An 18,376-nucleotide genomic window follows, 5' to 3' on the forward strand; every position below is an offset into this window, starting at 1 on the left:
TCCACCAGCGCAGGAACCACCAACTCACCTGCCCTGAACGGGACTTCTCAGACACCCACTAGCGGGTGCGGAGTTCTGTCTTGGCCGTGACCGCCAGGGCGACGATGGTCAGCAGGGAAAGCAGTGCCCAGGCCGGGGTGAAGCTGCTGGTGAGGTCGACCAACAGGCCGAGCACGGGCGGCACGGTGACGATGGCGAGCTGATTGACGGACATGGCCAGACCCAGGGCAAAGCCGGTCTTGCCCGGTGGAGCCGCTTCGGTGACGTATGCGACCCACGGGCCGTACCAGCCGAATCCGAAGAAGCCGAGCCAGACGAAGACGCCGGAAGCGACGACCGGTGCCCGCCCGGCCGGTGTCATCAGCACGACCAGCCCGGCGATCACAGCGACCATGCAGACCAGCACGATGGCATATCGCCCGGAACCGCTCCGGTCGCTCCAGGCCGCCAGACATATCCGGCCCGCAACGCCCGCGCCCTGGGAGGCCACCAGGACCAGAGCAGCCGGTCCGGCGCCGACCGATGACGCCTGGTGGAGGTGGAGCACCGCCAGGACGGCCACGCCGCACTGCACCGAGATCAGACTGGTCCCCGACAACATGATCTTCACCGTGGACGGTTCACGGAGCATGCGCAGCCAGGCGCGGAGTTGCGATGCGAGCGGGTCCGACGGTCCCTTGTCCTGCTGGGCAGGCGCGGCGGGCGGCCGACGGTAGCAGCCCATGAAGAGGCCGGCTCCGAGGAGCGCGACGAAGCCGCCGGTCAACAGCGTCGCCCGCCAGCCGAACTCCTCGGCGACGAGCGGCAGTACCGCCGAGGCGAGCGCCGCTCCCAGCGGCAGCCCGGCCTGCCGGATGCCCATCGCTAAGCCGCGCTGTGACGCGTCGAACCAGGAGGCCACCGACTTGCTCCCGCCCGGCTGGACGGTGCTGTATCCCGCACCGACCACCAGGAGTGCGATCAACAGGGCTTTGTACCCCGGAGCCAGGCTCCCCGCGGTCAGGGCCAGCGCGACCACGCCGGCCCCTGTCCCGACCACCCAGCGCTCGCTGTAGCGGTCAAGGAGCTCACCGACCAGCAACAACCCGGCCAGCGGCACCAGTTGGGCTGCCGAAACGAGTAGACCCAGCTGCGCCGTACTCAGGTTCAGGGCGCTCTGCAGGTGGACGCCGAGCGCTCCGAGGCCACCCACGAAGAAGCCGGACGCGGCCTGGGTGAAGGTGGCAATGCCCAGGACGATCCAGCGATAGCGCCACGGGTTGCGGGCCTGGGATCCGGCGAGTCGGGCGGTTTGTTGTGTCATGCCGACAACGCTGATGTAATGACCTTATGCAGCTCAACCCTTACGGCGAGGATGCGGTGAACCTGGCGGCGGACCTGGCCAACCGCCGGCCTGAGAGCGCAAGTGAGCTGGCAGACCGCTGCCGCGCCGCCGGGCTCACGATCGAGGCGCGGGTGACAGTGGACGATCTGAGTCGCTCCCAGGCTGCACTGAACGCCTGGGAGAGGATCGTCGATGCCACTGGAGAGCAGGAGCGCGCCGATCTGCTGAACCGAATGCTGGCCGAGGCCGCCGCCTACCCGCGACTGACCTCCCACTCTGGTACCGGCTGGCACCTGCACTACCGGGACGCAGGACAGCCGCTCGGCTCCGTGCTGTTCACACTGTTCGCAGTGGGTACCGCACTGCATCTGGCGGGCCGGGGCCTGCACCGGCTGCAGCGCTGCGAGGTGATCGAGTGCGGCAGGGCCTTCGCCGACACCTCGCGGACCGGACGACAGCGCTACTGCTCACATCGCTGCGCCAATCGCGACGCCGTGCGCAGACACCGGGCACGAGCCGCCGCCACCTGACCAGTCGCCGAAGTCGTCTCATAGGTGGTCGCGTACGCACCGCCTCGCTCCTCCACGCGTGTCCGGGACGAGCCACGTTTCATGGGACCCACGATGGCGTCCACCGCCTGGTGGACCAGGTGCGCGACGAGGCTATCGACGACGCGGCGGCGCTGCGGGACCGAGTCCTCCGTCGAGCCGCCATACCCACGCTCTCTCGCGTTCTTACCCAAGCGCCGGCGGACCTGTCGACGAACGAGGAATGGCAGCCGATGCAGTCGAGGGTGGCCGCCTTCACCTCCGCCTCGGCGTTCTCCTGCGGCGTCTGGCAGTCGGCCCGGCGGCAGGTAGCCGCCGGGCCGCGAGGACGAACTGAGGAACTGTCAGCCGACGTATTCGTGCTCGCGTCGTGCTGTGGACGCCACGGGAGCCGGTGCCAGGTACTTGCCCAGCTTCTCCCCCTCGACGTCGACGTTGGGCAGGACGGCGCCGAGCCAGCGCGGCAGCCACCATGCCGACCTGCCGAGCAGGGCGAACAGGGCCGGGACGATGGCCATCCGGACCACGAACGCGTCGAAGAGGACGGCGGTCGCCAGGGCGAAGCCGATCATCTTGACGAGAGAGTTGTCATCCAGGATGAAGCCCGAGAAGACGCTGGCCATTCGGTCCTCGGCGAAGCCGAGGACCGCTCCACTTGAAGCGCCTTCAGCGGGTGTCAACCGAGTGACATCAAAACCCGCCAGCACCCGGACCTAGTCCGGGCTCAGCCGACATCCGAACCCGTCGACAAATGACATCCGTTGGTTCTCACCTACGAAGCCACCCTCTCCCTTTGCTTCGGACGCGCCTGTTGCTAGGTTCCATACCAAACATTATGGTATGGAGAAGGGGGCAGGGTGAGCACGGAGAGATCGGCATGGCTGGGCCAAGGCTTGACGCTGCTGGCGGAGCAGGGCGCCCCGGCGGTCACGCTGGAGCGGCTGTGCGAGCGCATGGGCATGTCGAAGGGCGCCTTCTACCACCACTTCGGATCGATGCCGAAGTATCGGACCCAGTTGCTCGACCACTTCGAGACCAGCTGCACCACGGAGATCATCAACGGGGTGGAAGCGTCCGACGCGCTGCCGGCCAGGGAGCGTCTGGACAGGGTCCTGGCGGAAGCGACCAAGAGCGCCAGTCCGTCGCTGGAGGTCGCGATGCGGGCCTGGGCGCAACAGGATCCGGAAGCGGCGCGGATACAGGAGCGTGTCGACGCGACCCGCATCGGATATTTGCGGCATCTCTGCGAACAAGCCGGTCGCGACAGACCGGACCAAATGGCCAAGCTGCTCTATCTGATGTTGATCGGGGCAGAGCACCTCATGCCCCCGCTCCCGACATCAGAGCTGCATGACATGTACGAGCTGCTGATGCCGCTCCTGGGTCGGCCGGCCTCCTGACTTCGCAGGCGACCGAGATGCGTCCCTCATCCGGAAGGAACACAGCGTCATGAATGCCTACGCACGCCCGGAATCCCCTAAGCCCAACGCCGGAGGCCTCCGCCTCTGGGTGCCCCGCCTGATGCTCGCTGCCGCTGTGGTGCACATGACGGGGGGGCGTCGTCGCGGCGTTCTCGCACTGGAGCGGCATCGTCTCCGGCGGGCTGTGGAACACGGTCCGCAACGACGATGACGCCCGCATGATGGCCCTGTGGTTCATGATCAGCGGAATTGCCTTCTTCGGTCTTGGGCTCCTTGCCAGAAGGTCCGTGATCGCCACGGGCATCGTGCCCGCGGAGACCGGATGGATCCTGCTGGCACTTGGAATCCCGGTGTCAGTGCTGGAACCGGTCTCGGGCGGATGGTCGTTGATAGTCATTGGCGTGCTGGCCGTTGTGACGTCGCGGCGTGACCGCTTCACGACGGGCTTCGACGGGTCGGCTGCTCAGTGAGCGGGACAGGCAGTCGCATCGGGACCGGACTGTAGCGCTGAGGGTCGCACCGAACTCCTTTCTCGCTCCGGACAAGGGTCCGTTCGCGGCGCTGGGCAGCCAGGACGCCGGGACGCCGTCCGTTCTAGTTGCGCCAGGGCAGGTAGCGATGCAACTCCCGCGTCTGGACGATGTGGTTGGGGTGGTTCGAGTTGGCCATGGTCAACTGCCGAAGCGGCCCGAAGTGCGCCTCGATCGGGTTCGCCCAGGACGCGTTCGTCTTCTACGACATGGACTCGCACTACGAGATCTGGCAGGGGGACCGTGAGACCGGCCGGCCGCTGACCCCTGGCCTTGGCGATCACCGGCTCGTCCTCGGGCCGGCCACCGGCGGCCTGGACCACCGTGCCCGGTGCTCCAGCCGCACCATCCACCCCGCCGGACAGGTCACCGCTCATCGTCATCCCCTCCGAACTCCCAAGACTGCGCGTACAGAGACCAGCCTTCCCACCGCCGGCCGTGCATGCGCGGGGAAGGCCCGACGGGCCACAGGTTCACCCCTGTAGGTGACATGGAGGCCGAACCTGCCGGGAAGCGGAAGGCTGCCGCTGAACCGGCGCGGTGGAGGCGGCCAGTTCGAGGAGGCCCTCGTGGCACACTCCCTCGCCGTCCTGGCAGAGCGGTGGCGGGTCGAGCGAGCCATGCGCACGACCCGACTGGAGGATCCATGCCGTCATGCCCCGGGTGGGCACGGGGATGCGGCCGGCCGGGGACGCAGTGCCCCGGGCCGGCCGCCGGTGTGCTCTGGGCCGCCCGGTTGGGTCATCTGTCCTTCAGGCGGGGCCTGTTGGCGGTGGAGGCCGGGCCAGGCGGTTTTCCGGTGGGTCAGCTGAACTTGAAGTTGGCGGTGTGGTCGGTGCTGTCGCTCAGCTTCAGGTCGAAGGTGCGGCAGGTGTTCTGCCAGGCGCTGTCGGTCTTCCACACGTAGGTGTAGGTGTCGCTGGCCGCGTCGTAGGAGAGGCTGGACTGGCCGGCGCCGGTGGTCTCTTCGACGGGGTCGAGAGGGGCACCGGTGGTGCAGGTGACGTTCTGCGAGACGGGGTAGCCGGACGCGAAGATGTTCAGGCCCTGGTTCCCGTGGAGGCTGAACTTGACCGGCACGGCCCGTCCGGCCTTCATCGTGTTGACGGTCGGCGGGTTGTCGACCGGCTGGAAGAACCCGGAGAAGGCGAACGTCGCGCCGGTGATGGTGGTGGTCGTGCTGTCGGAGCCGGTGATGTCTCCGGACACGGCGGTACTGGCGATGACCGTTCCAGCGGCGGTGGGCAGCACGTTCAGGGTGATGGCGGCCGTGGGGTAGTGGGGGACGGGGCTGCTGCAGGACGCATGGGCACCGGACAGCGTGCAGAAGACGAGGGGGTTGTCGACGGAGTAGCCGGTGAAGGTCGCCGCCGCCCCGGTGAGGTCGACGGTGACGAAGTAGGGCTGGTCGTTCGGGCCCGTATTGGGGATCGTGACGACGTAGTTGTAGGAGGTGTTGACCGGGACGGGGTCAGCCGAGTCGGTGATCTGGACGACGGCGTCCGCATGCGCCGGACCGGCCGCCGCCAGCAGTCCGGCCGCGCTCAGCACGGCCGCCGAGAACAGGACGGCCAGTCTCCGCAACAGCCGCACGCGAGGCCGGCGGGCAGAAAGGTTCGAAGACACGGGGCACTCCGATTCCGCCGGCCGATGGCGCGGCAGGGCCCGGCAGGGCCGGGATGCCGTCGTGGCACGGGCCGGCATTGCTGCGATGTACGGGGACTGGGGGCATACCGCCCGGGGACCAGGACCGGCGCATGCCACCAAGCCGTGCGATCACCTGAGATGACCGTCTGGGTGTTCCGCGTCGTGCCCGCCCACCATCCCGCCCCCTGTCCGGGTAGGCCAGGGACAAACGGACCAGTCCGCGTACCAATAGACCCTCACTGCGGATTGGCCCAATCGATCCGCAACACCTGTTCGTTCCTAGCGGTGGTTTGTTGACGGCGGGTCGTGGCGGTAGTACGCCGGAAGTGAGAGCCTCAACTCGCCTCAATGGAGCTTGAGATGACGAAGCGGCTGCCGTGCCCGCCCGCACCCGGTCCATTGGAAGGCTATGCCGCCTGCTTCGATGGGCTCTTCGGGACGCTGGCCCAGCGGCGTGGGTTCCGTGAGTATCTGGCCGGCCTGCTGCTGCCGCGGGACCGGAACAAGACCCTGACCTGCCTGGCCGGGGCCGAACCGGTGGTGGGTGCCCAGCATGCGGCGGTGCAGCGGCTGCAGTTCTTCCTCTCGGAGTCGACCTGGGACCACGAGCAGGTCAACGCGCGCCGTCTGGAGCTGCTGCTGACGGATCCGGCGACCGCGCCGCATGGGATGGGGGTGCTGGTGGTCGACGATTCCGGGGACCGCAAGGACGGGTCGGCGACCGCGCATGTGGGCAAGCAGTACCTGGGCTCGGTCGGGAAGATCGACCGCGGGGTGGTCACGGTGACCACCTGCTGGGCCGACGAGCGCGTCTACTACCCACTGCACGCGGTGCCCTATACCCCCGCGCACCACTTCCCCGGCGGGAGGAACGACCCGGGTTTCCGCACGAAGCTGCAGATCGGGGCCGCACTGGCCTGTCATGCCGCGGAGGTGGGGGTGTCCTTCCGGGCGGTTGTCGCCGACTGTGCCTACGGCGATCACACCTGCTTCCGCGCTGAACTGTGGGACGCTCACCTGCCGTTCGTGATGGCCCTCAAGCGCGGCCACGGCACCTGGCAGTACAAGGACGCCTTCCGGCCCGTGGACGCCGCCCGTGAACTGGCCTGGCACGGCCCCGAAGAGCCGGGCGACTGGCAGCCGGTCACCCGCACCTTCCGCGGCGGACGCTCCGCCACCTGGTGGGCCGCCGATGCCAGGCTCGGCTGGTGGGGACCCGACGGCATGGTCCGGCTGGTGGTGGCCACCACCGACCCCGCAACCCTGCCCGAGACGTCCACCTGGTACCTGGCCACCAACCTGCCCCGGCCCAGCTCACCACGCGAACAGCTCAGCCGGCATGCGACCGCCGACCTGACCGAAGTAGTCAGACTCTACGGACTGCGGCACTGGGTCGAGCAGAGCTACAAACAGGTCAAGGACGAACTCGGATGGGCCGACTTCCAGGTCCGCTCCGACACCGCCATCCGCCGCCACCAGACCCTCGTGAACTGCGCGTTCAGCTTCTGCTGGAACACCTGGTTCGCCCCACTCACACCTACACCCGCCGCCCCGGCACCCGGGCCTGACACACCATCAGGAGCGGCAGAGAGGGGGCGGACCCGAGTCCCAGCAGCCCCAGCCGGCCTGCTGGCCCCGAGCCGTCCGGGCCGTCCGTGGCTGGCTGACGCCCTGGGCCACGCTGCAACGCTACTGGCGGGCATGGTCGACGAAGCCCCCGCCCGCCGAACTCCAAGCCCTCCTCAACACCGTCGCCACCGGCAGACCTCTCGGCCTCTACCGCCCCGTCTAACAAACCACCGCTAGCCGGTAAGTGGCGATGCGAGGCCGGTCCGGGCCGCCACGTACCGCGAGTCTCCAGGCCCACCGCCAAAGCCCGTAGAGCCTGCCGGTCACAGCCCGCACCGCTCAAGCATCCAGGGCCACTCCTCCCCGATCACCGTGTCACCCCGACACGAAATCCTCAGTTGCGCAGTACGTCCACCGTGAGCAGCGGACCGTCATTCCGCGTCAGCACACCGAACGGATCGCCGTCCACGGCCACGAGCACGACGTGCGGCTCGGAGTATGGGTGTCCAACCAGAAGAACCGCCGCGACTCAACGAACAGCAACTCGCCCAGCTCGCCGACCTCGGCATCGACTGGATGCAAGCCGTCACGGTGACCGCAGCCGCAGCCCGTCGTTGAACCTGGCGGTCAAAGAAGTGGAACTGCACAGGAGTCCCGGGGAACGGCATGGCCCCGGGACCCCGTGCTCCCGGGCACCGGCACCGCCGGCCCGCTGCTGACAAACACCCAACCGAGCACCACCTCGGACACATATCCGGAAACCCTCAGACTCCGCGACTATGCGCCACTCGCCTGTCCTGTTTTCGTTCTTCGTGTGTGCGCACTTTGGGTGGCTGGGCAGCATGCGGGCGGTAACGCTGTCTCCCGAGAACAGGACGCAACGCGTGCAGCTCAACGACATTCAGGGCGTGTGCCAGGACGCCGAGGGCACCTGGAAGGTGACCTTCTCCCTTGACGCCAGCGAGCCCTCCCAGTACTACGCCCCGGCCCGGATGGTCGGCGAGCCCTACCTCAACTGCACCCGCAACCCGATGACACACCAACGGCCCCTGGAACTCCCCTCTACCAGTTCTGCGGAGTTCACCGCGGCGGGCAAGCCGTCCACGGCCCGGCAGCCCACCTCCCTGAAGTGGACGCCCCCGACGCTCCGCAGGTCGATCAGCGAGCCGGTCCAGCCCGGGGAGTCATCCTGGATCGAGTTCCAAGAATCCCGCGCGAAGGGGACCGGCACCTTCACCATCACCGACGAGGCGGGCAGCAAGCTCGTCATCACCGGCACCTTCGACTGCCCCGACTCCACCAAGCCCGACCGCACCTACCAGCGCACCGGCCCGCTGACCGCAACGGAGATCAAGCGCTGCCAGGAGGAGCGGAAGAACGCCGCCAGCGCGCCGACATCACCGGCAGAGCGGGACTGATCCACGCCCAGGAAACAGGGCGGGCCGGGACACCGACCCGCCCTTAGGCCGACGGGCTGTCCGCCTGCCCCTCTCGGCAACCCGTCACTACGCTGGCACCCGTCCGGGGTGGATGGCTGGCAACCCTGCCCGTGACGGAACGTCCGTCCCGGACACCCCCACCCCCGGGCACCCCACACCGCCCCCGCCAGAGACGTACCGCAGCAGCAGTCGCCGCCCGGAACCGGTCGGCCAGGAACTCGTTGAACCACTCGCCTCACACCCCCCAGTGAGGTGCACAGGCTCAGGGCCCCGCAGCCGTAGCGGGGCCTGAGTCGTATCCGGCCCCCGCCAAGGGCCGCAAGGCGGCCCGGCACCGCGCTGACACCCCGTGACCGCGCGACCCCAACTCCCCACGGGGTCGCATATAGGTTCCAATTCGGAATACCCTATTCCGAATTGATGGCCTGGCCGTTTCGGGGCTGTCTCCTTCGGGGCCAGGGGTGCTTCGTCTCACGATCGTGTCCCGTGAGCCTCGTCGCGGGGCTTTCTCCATGCCCGGTCGGCGGCGGCTCACGGGCGCGGGGCGAGAGCAGTCCTGGTCCTGGCCTGTTGGCCCCGAGGTCTCAGCCCTGGCCTACCTCCTGGGTGAACTGCAGGATGATGAACTCGGCGGGGCGCAGTGCGGCGAGGCCGATTTTGACGATGAGGCGGCCCGCCGCGATGTCGTCCCGGTTCATCGTGATGCCCTCGCCGATCTGGACGAAGTACCCCTGTTCTGGACTGTTGCCCTGGAGGCCGCCCTGATGCCAGATGTTGTGCAGGTAGGTCTCGATGGCTGACCCTGCCCGCTCCCAGGTCGCTTGGGTGTTGGGTTCGAAGATGGTGAACCTGAGCGCCGCCGTCACGTCGCGCTCCACGCTGTTGAGCAGGCGCCGGACGGGGATGTACCGCGAGTCGCGGTCGTCCTCGGCAGCCATGGTGCGAGCACCCCACGCCACCGTGCCCGCGCCCCTGAACTCGCGGATGAAGTTCACCGGCTGGCCCTCTTCATGCTGGGTGTCGGAGACACTCTGCAAGGGGGTGTAGCCGCGCAGGGTGATGTTGGCCGGCGCCTTCCACACTCCCCGTTCGGCGTCCGAACGGCACCAGGTGGCCGCCGCCACGGGGGAGGGAGGCGCCGCTTCGGTGGATCCCCCACCCGCGGGCAGCAGCCACGGGTGGTAGACCGCTGCGTAGCGCCCGTCGAGGTTCCAGGCTTCAGCGACGGCCTTGGCCTGCTCGGGGGTGTGGTCGCGGCCGACGTGCAGGATGGCCATGGCCTGGTGTCCGGCCGCGTACTCGGTCAGCGCCTGCGCCCACCGCCCGGCCGTCTCCGCGCCCTGGTCCCACAGGCCAGGGGCAACCAGCATGGTGACGTCCGGAAACTTCTCCACGTCCGCCAGCGCCGCCTCCAGGGTGCGGCCACTGGTGGAGACCAGGTAGCAACGCCCCCCGCCGTTTTGGAAGTAGCCGCGCAGCGCGCTCGCCAGCAAGCCCGTGGCGTCGTCCTTGGCGGCGGGGAACCTGTCCAGGTAGTCGAGCCAGCTCGACACGACAGCCGCTCCGTCGGGGACGTCGGCGAAGTCGCCGATGAAGGCCGGGACGGCGGTCAGGCCCGTCGGAACCGTGAGACCGAGGCCGAGGACCTCTTCGACATAGACACCGGGTGCGGGTGACACAGGGGCGCTCCAGAGGACAAGGAACGGGAGCAGGCACCGGCACCCTGCACAGCCTCAACGACCACCAGACCCCGGCACCCCACTTCACCGCTCCGGCGAGACGGCCGCACAGCGACCACGATGTAACCGAACGTATCCCCACCGGAGCACTCCGGAATCATCCCGGCCGGATCCCGCCACGCCAGCCCCCCAACATGGCCGGAAGCACACCAGCCAGTCGTGCAGACCCGTAGGACGCCGGGGATCGGCGGCGCGAAGACCGGGGCGGTGCGCGGGGTGCGTCACCCGGCCAGCATGGCAGTGCGCTCCCCCGGCGCCGGTGCGGAGGCGTCCCGCTCGATGGGGCCTGTTGTCAGGTGAGGGTGATGGTGCCGGTGGCCTGGGTGTTCTTGTAGGCGGGGGTGCCCCGGTAGGTCGCGGTGTACGGGCCGGTCAGGGCGCTGGTGTCGATGCTTCCCGTGGCAGGGTCCAGGGGCAGGAGCAGGCTGGCGGTGTGAGTGGCGTGACCGGTGGCGTCGGTGGTGGCGGTGCCCAGGTCCAGTCCTCCGGCGGAGACGAACCGTACGGGTGCGCCGCTGACGGGGGTTGCGGTGTCGGTGACGAGGTGGGCGGTGAGGCCGGGCACGGTGACGGGGACCAGGACACGGCCGTTGGTCACGCTCAGCCGGGTCGCGGGTGCTCCGACCGGGGCGCCGGTGGTGACCGCGACCGCTGTCCCGGGCAGCGTCACCACGCGCGGGTCATCGTCCTCGTTGGCGGTGGCGGGGATGAGCCGGGCTTCGGTGTCGCCTACGGTGCACAGGAGTTCGCCGTCCGGGGACAGGATCCCGCGGTGCCCGCCGGCGAAGAAGACGCCCATCTCCTGCAGCGTGGCCGCGTCCCGGACCGAGACGTGGTCCTTCTCTATCGCCAGGAGCCGTTTCCCGTCCGGCAGAACCGCCACATCCCGCAGATCAGACACATCACGACACCTTGCGGTCACCTGGAGGGTGTCGGTGTCCAGTGCGTGCAGCTCGGGCCATGAGCCGTGCTGCTGCGGGACGTCGTCGTTGCATGAGTACAGACGGCTTCCGTCGGGGGACAGCGCCAGACGGCCCCCCTCCTTCGCCAGGTCACTGACGTGATGCTCGCCGGTGGCAAGGTCGACCGCGAAGACGCTGTAGCAGTCCGTCGCATACAGGCGGGTGCCGTCCGGCGAGGCACACAGGTACTCGATCTCCTCGCCCGCCAGGAGGGTACGGACCGGCGTGCGGGTAGTGGTGTCGATCTCGACGATGCCCTTGCTGTACCCGGCGTACAGGCGGCTCCCGTCCCGGGAGACGGCCAGCGAGGTGATCCTCCTGCTCCCGCGCCGGGTGAACCAGGTCTCCTCGGCGTCCATGTTGACGGCCGCGACCACCGCCAGCGACGCCACGTCGATGACACGGATCTCCACCTCGTCGTCCACCAGCGCATACAGCAGCGCCGAGCCGGGGACGGCGACCAGGTCACGGACCCCGGGCGCACCGAGCGACACCGTGGCGTGGATCTGCCCGCTGGCAGGGTCAACGGCCGAGACGCCGTTGGCGTTCACCCCGGTGCCGTGATGGGCGACGTAGAAGAAGTACTCACTCATGCCGAACCAGACCCTCCCTCGCGCGGCACCGCAGGCCCGCTGCCTGCCGCGCCGCAGCCACTCCCCCGAAAGCTAAACGATCTTGCCTGGGGCGGACAGGGCAAAATGCGCCAGCGCCCGGGAAGGACAGCCCCCCTCCCCTCAGGGCTGCCGGTCGCCCCCGTGACCGTGGCACACAACCGGCGTCTCGATGAGCCGGCGGACGCGGTCCGCCGCCGACGGCGCCCGCGGGCCGAGGGATGTGTCTCAGTCAGTCGGCCAGGGGCGGGAGGGTGTTCTTGATTTTCATCATGTCCTTGGGAGAGTCGGCGAGGACGGCGTTCGCGCCGAGTTTCATCGCGGTCTGGTAATCGTCCTTGGTGTTGATGCCGATGAGGGTGATGTCGACGGCGGGGTGGGTGCGAAAGCAGGCGACGGCCGGCTTGTCCCACATCAGGGCCTGCCTGACCGGGCTGCGGCCGGTGCCGAGAGTGAACTTCTCCTCCACGGTGACATCACGGCGCAGTTCGAACGCCGCCCAGGTGCCCCGGGCCGGGGGTGCCTGGCACTCCCCTGTCAGGCGGGAGACCGCAAGCCGGGTACGGGTGGTGTCCCGGTCCTCGAAGATCCTGGCGTCGGGGCGGTCGGCGAGGGCGTCGAGGTTCTTCTTCTCGGTCGAGTAGAACCGGATCCGCTGCCAGGTGGTGACACCCTCGCCGGCGAGGGTATCGAGGGTCTTCCTCAGGGCGGGCACCACCAGCTCGGTGTTGTCCGACTTCACGTCCAGCAGCACGGGCATGTCCTGCGGCAGGGCCCGCAGGGCCTGCTCCAGAGTGGGCAGCGGGGTGGCACGGGCCGGGTCGCGGTAGGGGTACCGGTCGCCCTGCTTGAACTGGTAGCCGGCGTTCAGCCGGGCCAGCTCCTGGGCTGTCTTGTCCGCCACCGCGCCGGAGCCGTTGGTGAGGGCGCTCAGATCCCCGGGCCGGTACAGCACCGGAACCCCGTCCTTGCTGACCTGGACGCTGAGCCACATCATGTCGACCTTCTGCTCCAGCGCCCCCCGGATCGCCCTGACGGTGTTCTCCGGGAAATCGGCCGTCCCCGCCCGGTGGGCAATCACCAGCGGACGCTGTCCCCTCCCCCGGCCGTTCCCGCTGTCCGCCGCCGACGCACCGCCGGTGGCCGGCTGGCGGGCCTCGGCCGAGGTCACGACCGCCCCACCGCCCGCCAGCACGACCGCAGCTGCCACCACGACAAGCGGCTTCTTCACGCCGGACACCATCAGCACAGGCCAACCCCCAGATCAGAAACACGCGTTGAGTCAAAGATCATCACACAGGGAGCACCCGCCGCACAGTGACCAACGATCCGGCCGACCGAATCACCAACCCTCGCCGCGCAGCCCCCACTCCCCCGCTCAGCCGGTCCCCTGCCCCCAAACACCCGTGGCCGCGGCGGTGCCACGTCCAGCAACACCGGGGCCGTGCCGGCGGCACCCGTCAGACAGCGTCACGGCGGCCGAGAGCGGAGTGCGCCCGATGTCAGGGAAGTTGCCGGGGTGACACCCAGGCCAGCGTCCCGGGCGGAGCCCAGCTCTGCCCACGGGCCTCTCACGGCCTACCCGATCACAGGAGCGTGGCCCCCAGTTCGGCAAGCATCCGTGGCGTGGAGCAAGCAGTGCCACGAACGGCTGCGTGCAGGACCTGGACCACGCGGGTGGGGGCGCCCCAGGATCTGGCCCCCACCCGCCGGTAGAGGCGAGTCCCCACGCAGCACCGGGCCGACACGGCCCGTCGAGCGCCGGGGGACGGGAGCCGCGGCGTGATGCGGCAGCAGCAAGGAGCACCCCGCCGCGGGCGGGGCACCATCAAGCGCCGCCCCTGTCACCGGCCCGGGGGCTCGCTCAGCGCCAGGCACAGCCCGCTGTGTGCGCTGACGATCCGGAACGTTTCATCGCCTCCCAGATCGGTGGTGGGCTGGATCTTGAGCGGAAGCCGCCAGGAGCCTGGTCGGCTGAGCACCTCCCTGCCAGGAGGCACTGCCCTCGCCCGTTGCGCGGCAACGGGACCCTGGGTGTGAGTGCCGACCCGCCGAACGAGGAGCCACGCAGGCCAGCGTGGCTCCTTTCCACTATCGAGTTGCGCTGTGAACTGTTCAGCTGTCAGTGACTTCTCGCTGCCACTCCTGCGTCGTTTCGTTCCAGGAGATCGTCGTGGTCGCTCCGTCGCCGACGGGTGCTGCCAGGGCTTCGAGGTCGGTGGCGGCGAGAGCAGCCAGTGCCGCGTCGGGAAGGTCCGGCGGCACAATGAAGCGCAGGCCAGCTGCTGTCTCCTCGACGACCACCTTCTTGCGGCGGTGGATGGCGGGTGCCTCAGCCGCGTGCCGGTTGATGACACGGCGGGCCGTCGCCCGTGCCGCTTCGAAAGCCTGCTGCCCGGCCTGCGAAGCGAGCGACTGCAGGAAGGGCAGAACCGCGGCGGAAACCGTCACCCCTGCGACAGCCCACACCGCGTCCGGAACAGGGTAGGCAGCGGGAGGGGCGGCGGGGGCGGATGGCTCCGGCTTGAATGCCGGGTGGGAGGCACCGAGCTCATACAAGTCAGGGTCCGTCTGACGGCTGCTCAGCAGGTGACTGTGCAGCTCCCTCAGGAGCCTGGCATTCTCCTCCGTACGGTGTCCGTCGGCAGCCACCACACGATCCAGCCAGGCACGAGCCTCGAATGAGAAGATCGCATCCGCCATGATCCTTTTGTACAGCATCAGGACAACTGCCTGCTGCGGGTCGTCCTTCTGAGCGCTCACCATGTTCCCCCGGGTCCGGCCCCCGCGAGGTGATGAACGGTGGCCTTGTTTCCTTGGTCAAGGACGTACGCCCACTAGTACCAAAGCCCGGACCAAAGCCACCAGACCGCCTTACGCCATAGGCCGAGCTGAGACACGCGCCCCGAGAGACGAGGGCCGACCTATTCGCTATTCAGCCCGAACAACCCGGCGGCGTCCCACTCGTCGACCAGCACCACGTACCACCCGTGTACGCATGGCGTGGACGAGGCCGTCTCGAACCGATCTTCTATGCCGGTCGGTCCACCCGTGTACGCGTGGCGCGGACACTTCGTGGCCTGCGGTTCTTTACGCGCTTTGCGCTCTGTTGACTTGTGAGCCGATCAGCTGTTTGGCTGGCCGGCAAGTTGGTGCACGCGTTGTTCGGGTGGCCGGAGGATTACCCCTCCGGGGTGGCCCGGCAACTGTGGCCGGGTCTTCCCACTTCGAGGGGTGCTGCCCTTGGCGCTCGCGAGCGTTGGGACCTCTGCTCCCTCCATGGGCGTGTTTACCGTCTCCCCTCTACCAGGGGCGACGTGTGCGTGCCGTGCGATGTTGCGCGCGGCGTTGAGGTCGCGGTCCATGGTGTCAGACCGCAGTTGGTGCAGGTGAATACCCGGTCTCCTTGGACAGGCCAGTGGCGGATGTTGTTCGCACGCATTGCGTCAACCTGTCCGAGCTCCATCGCCTCTCGTGTCACAGGTCTGCCCAGCCGTGCCGGTGAGACGCCGTTTACCGGCCCCTGGGATAGCGGGACGGCTCACCGTGCACGTGCGGCACACGGTATGGCCTGTATGCCCGCTCCCTCCAAGGATTTACATCGATAGCCTTGTTGTAGTGGTTTCGCTCTAAACCTTCTCGGCCCGTGCCGCGCCCGATGCCAGACCGGGCGCACGCGACGACAGACAGGCGGCCATCGGCCGCCTCGCGCTCGTGCTGTTCCTCACCCGGTGGAGCTTTCTCCGCCCAGAGACAGGAGCACCGACCATGACCTCAGCAACCAGTACCGGAGCCGGCCCGCAGCCCGCGGGGCTTGCCGACGGCGCCATCGCCACGGTGGCGGGCAACGGTATCGCCGGGTATGTCTCCGACGGCGGCCCCGGCCCGCTGACCCGGCTCAACGCCCCTTACGGCGTCGCGGCGGACAAGAACGGCAACCTGTACATCGCCGACTACGCCAATCACCGTATCCGCAAGGTCACCCCGAACGGCACCATCACCACCGTCGCGGGCACCGGCACCGCGGGGTACATCTCCGACGGCGGTCCCGCCGTCGCCACCCCGCTCAGCCATCCCTTCGGTGTGGCGGTCGACGACGCGGGCAACGTCTACATCGCCGACACCAACAACCACCGCGTCCGCAAGGTCACCCCGAATGGCCGCATCACCACCGTCGCCGGGAACGGCACCGCGGGGTACGTCTCCGACGGCGGACCCGCCATCGCCACCCCGCTCTACCACCCCTGGGGGGTGGCGGTGGACCGGGCCGGGAACCTGTACATCGGCGACCGGTACAACCACCGGGTCCGCAAGGTCACCCCGAACGGTCTCATCACCACCGTCGCCGGGAACGGCACCGCCGGGTACGTCTCCGACGGCGGACCCGCCATCGCCACCCGCCTGTACTACCCCGCCGGCCTGGCCGTGGACGGCGAAGGAAGCCTGTACATCGCCGACGGGCACAACCACCGCATCCGCAAAGTCACCCCGAACGGTCTCATCACCACCGTCGCCGGGAACGGCACAGGCGGGTATGTTTCGGACGGCGGGCCCGCGCTTGCCACCCGTCTGTACTACCCCTACGACGTGACCGTCGACGAAGGCGGCAGCCTGTACATCGCCGACTCGGCCAATCACCGGGTCCGCAAGGTCACTTCGGACGGCACCATCACCACGGTCGCGGGCACCGGCACCGCCGGATACGTGGACGACGGCGGACCTGCCATGACCACTCGGCTCTACAACCCGAGCGGGGTCACGCTGGACCGGGCCGGGAACCTGTACATCGCCGACGTCAGCAACCAGCGGGTGCGCGGGGTGACGGCGGTGGCCGAGATGACGCCCCCGCCGCCGCCCTCGGCCGACCTGTACGGCGAGGTCGTCAACCCCTACGCCGTCCCGCGCGACCGGGAGTTCGACCTCGGCGCCCGGATCCGCAGCCGCGGCCCCAACCCGGCCGACGGCCAGTACGTGACCGTCGTACTCACCCTGGCCGAGGGCCTGACCGGCGGCCCGGGCACCACCGGCCGGCGCCTCAGCCGCACCTTCACCGGGCAGCAGCTGCTGGCCCACAACGGCTCCCTGGACGGCGTCTTCCGCGTCATCGCCCCCGCCACCACCCCGCCCGGCGTGTACTCCTCCACCCTGGAGATCCAGTACGGCGGAGACCTGAACCTCAAGGACAACGTCCACACCCTGCCCGTCACGGTCATCACGCCCGCCCCCGAGGCGGACGAGACCGCGCTGACGATCTACCAGAACACCATCCCGGACGTCGCGCCCGGCCAGCGGACCGTCTTCACCATGCGCTACCTCGCCGCCACCGGCCAGCCGGTCAACCCCGGCACCATCGTCCAGCGCTACACCGCGCCGTCGGGCTTCGTCTTCTCCGGCCAGCCCACCTACGCCTACTACGAAACAATCCACGGCGTGGTCTCCGGCACACTCACCCACCACATCGAGGACACCGGACGGTCCCTGGTCATCACGGCCAACCCGCATGTCAACACCACGACCAGCGACACCGGTTCGGTGATCTACTCGATCCCCATCCAGGCCCGGACCGACGCCCTGCCCGGCCGGTACGACAACGGCACCGCCAGCGTCGGCCGCCACACACCGGTACAGATCTCCGGAAGGATCAGCGGCACCGCCCAGGACGAAGGCGCCCTGCGCGCCACCCAGGAATCAACCTCCACCATGGCACCGGGCGAGAACACCACGTTCAACCTGGAGATCCGCTCGGTCAACGACCAGCCCGTCAACCCCGGCACCCTCGAACAGCACTTCATCGTCCCCACCGGCTTCGCCTTCACCGGCACCGCCACCTACGGCTACTACCAGGCCCAGCCCGCCGTCACCGGCACCATGGACACCCGCATCCAGGACAACGGCAAGATCCTGGTCGTCACGTCCAACCCGCACCTCAACACCGGCGCCACCGACCGCGTCTCGCTGATCTACACCATCGGCATCCGCGCCCTGCCCGACACCCAGCCGGGCACCCAATCCGGCGACGGAAGGGCCATCATCGGCCGCCGGCCCCCGATACCGCTCACCGCACGCGTCGCATAACCGCCGCGGGTTCCGAGTGCTCGCTCGGCTGAAGCTGAATTGAGTAGCCGGGGTACTGCGACCGGGCTCTTCTGCGGTACGCGGTGCATCGCTGATCTCGGCGCTTCAGGGCGAAGGGGCAGCAGGATCTGAGTGGGAAGTCGGGGCCCCTGCGGGTGGTGTCCCGCAGGGGCCCCGACGTGGGCCGCGATGCCGGTGAGGACGTGCCGGACGTGTGCCCTGTCCTGTCCTGATGTGGGTCGACGACACTCCACCGGCGCAGTGCACTGATCAGGCGAAGGAGGTCCTGCGCCGTAGGCGCGGCTCCCCTGACCCCTTGCGCCGACCCGTAACGCCACGCCATGCCATGCCCCTTGGGCGGGGCATGGCTTTTCGCCTAGCAGCAGACGCATCGGTTCTGCGTCCGTGCTGGTTCCTCACGGCCACGACGCCACGAATGCCCCGTGTTGTCACGCCGATTGGCCGGGACGATGACGCGGGCGCCCGCGAAGGGGCCCCGTCAGCCGAGCGC

General features: G+C 68.9%; 11 protein-coding genes and 3 pseudogenes. 6 read left to right on the top strand and 8 right to left on the bottom strand.

Annotated features, from left to right (window positions below; all coding sequences use genetic code 11):
• Positions 1 to 58: 58 nt before the first annotated feature.
• Positions 59 to 1,303 (bottom strand): MFS transporter, encoded by a 1,245-nt coding sequence (locus ACSHXC_RS40670; RefSeq protein WP_438297150.1) that lies wholly within the window; start codon positions 1,301 to 1,303, stop codon positions 59 to 61.
• Between the two features lie 26 nt (positions 1,304 to 1,329).
• Here ACSHXC_RS40670 and ACSHXC_RS40675 point away from each other — a divergent pair, with 26 nt between their 5' ends.
• Positions 1,330 to 1,854, top strand: coding sequence for a CGNR zinc finger domain-containing protein (locus ACSHXC_RS40675; protein ID WP_438297151.1), 525 nt, complete (start codon positions 1,330 to 1,332; stop codon positions 1,852 to 1,854).
• Positions 1,855 to 2,216: 362 nt separating this feature from the next.
• On the opposite strand, the pseudogene ACSHXC_RS40680 reads toward ACSHXC_RS40675, so the two are convergent.
• A pseudogene (locus ACSHXC_RS40680) lies at positions 2,217 to 2,525 on the bottom strand (MMPL family transporter); the annotation flags it as partial.
• A gap of 204 nt (positions 2,526 to 2,729) precedes the next feature.
• Between ACSHXC_RS40680 and ACSHXC_RS40685 the strand changes: the two are divergent.
• A complete protein-coding gene (locus ACSHXC_RS40685; protein WP_438297153.1) occupies positions 2,730 to 3,272 on the top strand; it encodes a TetR/AcrR family transcriptional regulator in 543 nt (180 codons plus the stop codon).
• A gap of 167 nt (positions 3,273 to 3,439) precedes the next feature.
• A pseudogene (locus ACSHXC_RS40690) lies at positions 3,440 to 3,763 on the top strand (DUF6463 family protein); the annotation flags it as partial.
• Here the strand turns inward: ACSHXC_RS40690 and ACSHXC_RS40695 are convergent.
• Positions 3,729 to 4,022 (bottom strand): annotated as a pseudogene (locus ACSHXC_RS40695) (hypothetical protein); the annotation flags it as partial. The pseudogenes ACSHXC_RS40690 and ACSHXC_RS40695 overlap by 35 nt on opposite strands.
• A gap of 605 nt (positions 4,023 to 4,627) precedes the next feature.
• On the bottom strand, positions 4,628 to 5,407 hold the full coding sequence (locus ACSHXC_RS40700; RefSeq protein ID WP_438297155.1) for a PxKF domain-containing protein: 780 nt from the start codon (positions 5,405 to 5,407) through the stop codon (positions 4,628 to 4,630).
• A 423-nt stretch (positions 5,408 to 5,830) separates the two neighbouring features.
• Between ACSHXC_RS40700 and ACSHXC_RS40705 the strand changes: the two genes are divergently transcribed.
• Complete coding sequence (locus ACSHXC_RS40705; RefSeq protein ID WP_438297156.1) at positions 5,831 to 7,276, top strand: IS701 family transposase; 1,446 nt, start codon at positions 5,831 to 5,833, stop codon at positions 7,274 to 7,276.
• A gap of 647 nt (positions 7,277 to 7,923) precedes the next feature.
• Complete coding sequence (locus ACSHXC_RS40710) at positions 7,924 to 8,457, top strand: hypothetical protein (RefSeq protein WP_438297158.1); 534 nt, start codon at positions 7,924 to 7,926, stop codon at positions 8,455 to 8,457.
• 605 nt (positions 8,458 to 9,062) lie between these two features.
• Here ACSHXC_RS40710 and ACSHXC_RS40715 read toward each other — a convergent pair.
• The 4 genes from ACSHXC_RS40715 to ACSHXC_RS40730 form a co-directional block, all read right to left on the bottom strand.
• Positions 9,063 to 10,157, bottom strand: a complete 1,095-nt coding sequence (locus ACSHXC_RS40715) for a phage tail sheath family protein (protein ID WP_438297160.1) — start codon at positions 10,155 to 10,157, stop codon at positions 9,063 to 9,065.
• Positions 10,158 to 10,509: 352 nt separating this feature from the next.
• Complete coding sequence (locus ACSHXC_RS40720) at positions 10,510 to 11,772, bottom strand: hypothetical protein (RefSeq protein ID WP_438297161.1); 1,263 nt, start codon at positions 11,770 to 11,772, stop codon at positions 10,510 to 10,512.
• Between the two features lie 250 nt (positions 11,773 to 12,022).
• Positions 12,023 to 13,021, bottom strand: coding sequence for a glycerophosphodiester phosphodiesterase family protein (locus ACSHXC_RS40725; RefSeq protein ID WP_438297163.1), 999 nt, complete (start codon positions 13,019 to 13,021; stop codon positions 12,023 to 12,025).
• Positions 13,022 to 13,905: 884 nt separating this feature from the next.
• Positions 13,906 to 14,553 carry a hypothetical protein gene (locus ACSHXC_RS40730; protein ID WP_438297164.1) on the bottom strand — a complete coding sequence of 216 codons (648 nt, stop codon included), beginning with the start codon at positions 14,551 to 14,553 and terminating at the stop codon, positions 13,906 to 13,908.
• A 1,005-nt stretch (positions 14,554 to 15,558) separates the two neighbouring features.
• On the opposite strand from ACSHXC_RS40730, the gene ACSHXC_RS40735 reads away from it, so the two are divergent.
• Positions 15,559 to 17,865, top strand: a complete 2,307-nt coding sequence (locus tag ACSHXC_RS40735) for an NHL repeat-containing protein (RefSeq protein WP_438297165.1) — start codon at positions 15,559 to 15,561, stop codon at positions 17,863 to 17,865.
• The last annotated feature ends 511 nt before the right edge of the window (positions 17,866 to 18,376 follow it).

Source organism: Streptomyces sp. HUAS TT7, from assembly GCF_051550175.1.
Lineage (GTDB): Bacteria > Actinomycetota > Actinomycetes > Streptomycetales > Streptomycetaceae > Streptomyces.